This is a genomic window from Chryseobacterium sp. 2TAF14 (assembly GCF_052115105.1).
Taxonomy (GTDB): Bacteria; Bacteroidota; Bacteroidia; order Flavobacteriales; family Weeksellaceae; genus Chryseobacterium.
In genome coordinates this window covers 1-6,793 of record NZ_JBFRGA010000152.1, presented here as the reverse complement: position 1 = coordinate 6,793, position 6,793 = coordinate 1, and the positions used below count along the sequence as shown (strand labels likewise).

The following is a 6,793-nucleotide window of genomic DNA, read 5'->3' as shown; positions in this document are numbered from 1 at the left end:
CAGTAATATGATGCATGATGTTTTCTACAAATTTGGGTTTACGGAATCTGCAAGAAATTTCCAGAGCAACAATTTCGGAAACGGAGGTTTGGATGATGATGAAGTTTTTGCACAGTCACAAGATGGAGGAGGATACAACAATGCGAATTTTGCATCTTATCCTGATAATTATAACCCTGTTATGCAGATGTATTTATGGTTAGGGCCAAATCGTATGTTGTGGTACAATACTCCTGCTGATGCTATACCGAGAAACGTACAGGCCGGTGTTGCGCAGTTTGGTCCGCCGCTTACTGATGTAGGTATTACGGGAGATGTAAAATTTGTGAGCAATACAAATGCATGTACAGCTTTGCCGGCTGGAGAACTGGCAGGAAAAATTGGTCTGATAGAAAGAGGTGGAGGCTCAACCTGCAGTTTTGCTTTGAAGACAAAAAATGCTCAGAATGCAGGAGCTATCGGAGTTGTTGTTTACAATGATGCAGTTAATGGATCTACACTTGGAAACATTGGCGGAATAGACAATACCATTACAATTCCTACGATATTAATTACAAATGCAGAGGGAGAATATATAAAAACGAAATTGGCTTCAAATATTCCTGTGAATGTTGATTTGAGACTTAATGCAAAGTATGACGGAAGTTTTGATAACGGTATCGTTTCTCACGAATATGGTCACGGTATTTCAAACAGATTGACAGGAACCGGTTACAATTGTTTGAATGCAGGAGCTAGTAGAGAACAAATGGGTGAAGGTTGGTCAGACTTTTTTGCTTTGATGTTAACTAACAAACCTGGAGATAATGCTTCTGTAGCAAGAGCAATCGGAACGTATGCAGGTGGTGAGGCAACCACGGGAGACGGGATCAGACCTGCAAAATATTCTCCGGATTTTGCAGTAAACGGATTTACATACGCTTCTACCAACGGTATGGAGTATAACACTAATCAAGGTCTTGTTCCGGATGTACATTCAATCGGTTTTGTATGGGCGACGATGCTTTGGGATCTGAATTGGCAATATGTAGCTAAATATGGATATTCTTCAGATGTGACGGCTAATACAACAAGCGGAAGCGCACGTGTTTTACAGTTGGTGACTGATGCTTTGAAACTTCAGATTTGTAATCCGACTTTTGTAGACGGAAGAGATGCAATTTTGGCTGCAGATTTGGCAACAACAGGAGGAGCTGATAAATGTATGATCTGGAATACATTTGCTAAAAGAGGACTGGGTGTAAATGCTTCTGCAGGTTCTAAAACAAATATCAATGATCAGGAGCAAGACTTTACAGTTCCGGCAGAATGTTTCCTGTCTACATCAGAAACCGGTACTGTTAAAAATGTGGGAGTGTCCATTTATCCGAATCCTGCAAAGAATGAGTTTTATATTAATTTCCCAAGCAATACTTTAGGAAAAGTAGATGTTGAGATTTACGATATGTCAGGAAAATTAATTTCTACAGAAAATAAAATTTCACCGGAAGCTAAGAAAGCAATTTCTACAAGCAAATTAGTTAACGGAACTTATCTTGTAAAAGTAAAAGGTTTAGGAATAGATACTGCTTCAAAAGTTATTGTCAATAAATAAATTTAAAAGTTACATAGTTTTTAAGGCTGTCTCATTTTTGAGACGGCCTTTTTTAATTCATTTTTAAGTGAAATTTGTCTCTTTCGCATCAATCTTAAATAATATTCAGTAAAATGTTACTATTTTTATAAAATATTAATAGCAAAAAACATGAATTGTATTTTTATTAATAAAATGAAGACCAGAAATGTGAAATTTTTATTTGCATTTTTTATTTTGTTACCCTGTTTTGTCTTTTCTCAGCAGCAAAAAAGATTGATATCCAGTTATATTCATACAAAACAGTCCGGAGATTTTAAAAAAGCAGATTTAAGAGATTTCGAAATAGACAATATAGATTCATCCGAATCTTTGAAGGGCGAGATTGTAAAAATTCAGCAGAAATTCAAAGGTTATCCCGTTTATAATGCAGTCGGTACATCAGTCATTAAAGACGGAAAGGTCATCTATTTTTCAGATTCCTTTGTGAAAGATTATATCTCTTCAACTTCGGAAATTGCAACCGTTACCAAAGAAAAAGCTCTTAAAAGTGTAGCATTAATTTTAGATAAAAAAGAAATAGAAAATTTTAAAATTATTGACGACTCATCCACAGAATCAACCGATAAAAATTTTGTAAACCAAAGATTAATATTTGTTGAATCAGGTTCAAAATTAAAGCTTGCTTACGAATTCTCTTTTCAGGAGCCAAAATCTTCAAATTACTGGAATATTTTGGTAGACGCCCATTCAGGCGAAATTCTTTCGAAAGATAATTTAAACTTATCTTGTAATTTTCACTCAGATGCCTATTCAAGTGAATCTTCAACGGATTATGTAAAATCGGAAAATATTTTAAAACCTTCTTTGAAATCAGTAGACAATGCAAATTATAACGTTTTTCCATTGCCGGTTGAAGCTCCTACTTTTGGTAATCGCTCGATCGTTACAAACCCATGGGTTTTAGCATCATCACCGGAAGGATGGCATTCAACGGGAGCTACAAATTATACTATTACAAGAGGAAATAATGTCTTTGCTTACGAAGATACCGCAGACAAAGATGAACCGGGTTTTTCTCCGGATGGTGGGGCAAACAGAAATTTTGATTTCAGTTTTTCTATTGGTGCTACTCCGTCATTTAATCGCAGTGCGGCAATTACCAATTTATTTTATATTAATAACAAGGTACATGATATTTTCTATCAGTTTGGGTTTACAGAATCTGCAAGAAATTTCCAGCAGAATAATTTCAGTAAAGGAGGAAACGGAAACGATTATGTTTTGGCAGAATCTCAGGATGGAGGAGGTTTAAATAATGCTAATTTTACAACACCTTCCGACGGAAAAAGACCTTTAATGCAAATGTATCTGTGGTCAACAGTCAACAGATACTTTTTTTATAACGCACCCGCTACAGCAATTCCGAGAGTTCCGCAGGCAAATCCGGCTCAGTTTGGTCCGCAGCTTAACGGAGCGGGAATTACAGGTGACGTTTCATTAGCTCAAATAATTGATGGCTGTTCTGCATTACCTGTAGGATCTTTAGTCGGGAAAATCGGGCTTATTGAAAGGGGAGGAGCTTCAGGCTGTACTTTTGCTATAAAAGTAAAAAATGCCCAAAATGCAGGTGCTATTGCTGCAATTATTTATAATAATCCTACTGCGGTCAATTTCCCATCGTCAATGGGCGGAACAGATGCCACAATAACGATTCCTTCGGTTCTCGTTACGAATAATGAAGGTGAATATATTAAAACGCAACTCAATAATTCAGTAACGGTAAACGTGACTTTAAAAAGCGATCCCGCAACTGCGGTTACACCAGACGGAAGCTTTGACAACGGAGTCATCACTCACGAATACGGACACGGAATTTCGAACAGACTTACCGGAAATGGCTACACCTGCCTTTTAAAATCTGCAAGCAAAGAACAGATGGGTGAAGGCTGGTCAGATTTTTTTGCTTTAATGCTTACCAACAAGCCCGGCGATAATGCGGGGGTTTCCAGAACTGTGGGAACTTATGCAAGCGGACAGTCTACAACAGGAGCCGGGTTCAGACCTGCAAAATATTCTCCCGATTTTTCTATTAATAATTATACGTATGAAAATACAAACGGGATGGAAATAGAAGATGATTCTGAAATCGTTCCCGATGTGCACAGTATCGGATTTATTTGGGCATCAATRCTTTGGGATCTTCATTGGCAATATGCTGCGAAGTACGGCTATTCTTCTGATGTTTTAGCTAATAAAAGCAGCGGAAGCGCAAGAGTTTTGCAGCTTGTAACAGATGCATTAAAATTACAGACCTGCAATCCTACATTTATTGACGGCAGGAATGCAATATTAACCGCCGAAATGTTGACTACCAAAGGAGAAGATCGATGTATGATCTGGAAAACTTTTGCTAAAAGAGGGTTAGGTTTAAATGCTTTGGCCGGAAATAAAATGAATATCAATGACCAGACAGAAGATTTTTCGATTCCTAAAGATTGTGTAGACGGAAATTCAAATATTGAAGTTGATAAAAGTCTTATAGCAATTTATCCTAATCCTGCCAAAGATGAATTTTTTGTTTATTTGAAAGATTTTACGATCGGAAGTCTGCATCTGCAGGTTTACGACATGTCAGGAAAACTGGTCTTGTCAGAAAACAGATTTTCTCCGGATGCAAGAATTCCTGTTTCTACAAAAGATTTTGAAAACGGAGTTTATGTAGTAAAACTGCAAGGAATCGGAGTTGATATCAGCTCAAAAATTATTGTTAAGAAATAAGTTATATACAACAAAAAAATAATACTTGAACTTCATAAAATCTTTTTTTAGTTTAAATATCTTCTAAAATTAAATTCCTTTCTTATCATAGGCTCAAACTATCAACCAAAAACTATTCACAAGCTGCACATAACTTATTTTTAAAATAATATATCGTAACTTTGCCGGCTGCGAAAAAAATTATGAAGAAGAAAAATATTTTAAAAGGAGTATTATTTGTCGGTTTTGGAGCGAGTATTTACGGGATGCTTGCTACATTCGTAAAAATGTCTTACAAAGATGGTTTTACCACTTCTGAGGTAACAACAGCTCAGTTTGTTTTAGGAATTACAGGGCTTTTGATCCTGAATTTTATTCAGACGATCACATCAAAAAAGAAGTTGTCATCACCAAGCCGCAAAGAATTCAGAATGCTGGTTTTGGCAGGTACTTCTTTGGGTTGCACGAGCTTATTTTATTATATAGCAGTACAGTATATAGCCGTTTCTATTGCGATTGTGTTGCTGATGCAGTCGGTTTGGTTCAGTGTAGTTGTAGAAAGTTTTATTACCAGAAAATTTCCGAATGCCAAAAAAATAGTTGCTACACTTATTGTATTATTGGGAACCGTTTTAGCAACAAATCTGATCAATTTAGAAGTGAAATTAGATTGGCATGGCGTTTTTTGGGGATTGTTGGCGGCAGCTTCTTTTACCATGACGATGTTCACATCCAATACTTTGGCGACACATTTACCCGTACTCAGAAAAAGTATCATCATGTTGACAGGTGGTTCTGTAATCGTTTTGTTATTCCTGTTTTTTGCACAGATCGGACCTCTTTATTCTGAAAGTTTAAAATCTTTTTATTTAAATTTTACTGAAAATACTGAGCATATTAGACCTTTTGATTACTCGATTTTCTGGACTTACGGATTTATTTTAGCCTTATTCGGAACCATTATTCCGCCGATTTTATTCAATTTAGGTTTCCCAAATACAGGTTTAGGATTGGGAAGTATTATTTCTTCACTGGAACTTCCTGTATCTGTAACGATGGCGTTTGTACTTTTGGGTGAAAAGGTTATTTTTATCCAATGGATCGGAATTGTTTTGATTTTAATGGCGATTGTTTTAATGAATTTACCTTCCAAAAAAGAAAAACTTATTGCAGGACAGGTTTCTTAAAATTACAATTAAATTATTATTTCCAATTTGGTTTTTTTTTGAAATCTCATTGTTTTTACTGAGTGAAATCAAAAATTCGACGCAAGTCAAACGCCTTTGCGAACGAAAAATATTTTCAAACATTTTAATTAAAACTTTGTGACCTTTGCGTTAATGACCTGACAACAATAATCATAATTAAATTATAAATAACATCCAAAACCGTTTCTTTTGAAGCGGTTTTTTTAATTTTATACTTAAATTAAAATTTCATGAATCATTTCAAAAATATTCTCACCGGAATTTCACTCACACTTACATCAACTTTAGCTTTTTCGCAGATAAAACCTTTAGATGCAATGCTTTCCAATTATCAATATCCATTTGAAGTCCATTTTAAAGATTTAAATTCTCAAAAACAGAATCTGAAAATGGCATATATGGATGTTAAACCAAACAAGTCAAATGGAAAAACCATTATGTTGCTTCACGGTAAAAATTTTAACGGAGTGTATTGGGAAAAAACAGCGAAAGATCTTTCAGATAAAGGCTTCAGAGTAATTATTCCTGATCAGATTGGCTTTGGTAAATCTTCAAAACCTCAAAGCTATCAATTCTCTTTTCATCAGTTAGCAAGTAACACTAAAGCTATTTTAGATGAACTTAAAATTGAGAAAACAATAGTTCTCGGTCATTCAATGGGCGGAATGGTGGCAACAAGATTCACTTTAATGTATCCCGAAACTGTTGAAAAATTAATTCTAGAAAATCCGATTGGCTTAGAAGATTATAAAGTTTTGGCAAAATATCAGACAGTAGATGAAGCGTATCAGTCTGAACTAAAAAATACAGCAGAAAGCTATAAAAATTACCAGCTTAAATTTTATTACGACAACAAATGGAAAGCAGAATATCAACCTTGGCTAGATCTTATCGCAGGCTGGACTTTGCATAAAGACTATCCTCAAGTCGCCTGGAATGCAGCACTGACAAGCGATATTATTTTCAATCAGCCTGTTGTTTATGAATTTAAAAATATAAAAACTCCGACTTTATTAATCATCGGAACAAGAGACAGAACTGCGATCGGAAAAGACCGCGCTCCCAAAGAAATTCAGCCGACAATGGGTCAATACCAGGAATTGGGAAAGAAAACACAGCAGCAAATTGCAGATTCAAAATTAGTAGAGCTCGACAATGTAGGACACCTTCCTCACATCGAAGTTTACGATAAATTCTGGAATGCTTTGTATGATTTTATAAAGTAGGATGACGGAAGTGGGGTGTTGGATGT

4 protein-coding genes are annotated in these 6,793 nt (G+C 35.6%); all 4 read left to right on the top strand.

The genetic code is table 11. The features are described from left to right. On the top strand, window positions 1-1,594 hold a 1,594-nt coding region (locus AB4Y90_RS13900), incomplete at its 5' end, for a M36 family metallopeptidase (RefSeq protein WP_441558151.1). Between the two features lie 150 nt (window positions 1,595-1,744). Beyond that, entirely contained in the window at window positions 1,745-4,354 is a 2,610-nt protein-coding gene (locus AB4Y90_RS13895) for a T9SS-dependent M36 family metallopeptidase (RefSeq protein ID WP_441558150.1), read from the top strand. A gap of 182 nt (window positions 4,355-4,536) precedes the next feature. Beyond that, window positions 4,537-5,520, top strand: a complete 984-nt coding sequence (locus tag AB4Y90_RS13890) for an EamA family transporter (protein WP_441558149.1) — start codon at window positions 4,537-4,539, stop codon at window positions 5,518-5,520. A 251-nt stretch (window positions 5,521-5,771) separates the two neighbouring features. Continuing rightward, complete coding sequence (locus AB4Y90_RS13885) at window positions 5,772-6,767, top strand: alpha/beta fold hydrolase (protein WP_441558148.1); 996 nt, start codon at window positions 5,772-5,774, stop codon at window positions 6,765-6,767. Window positions 6,768-6,793 lie beyond the last annotated feature (26 nt).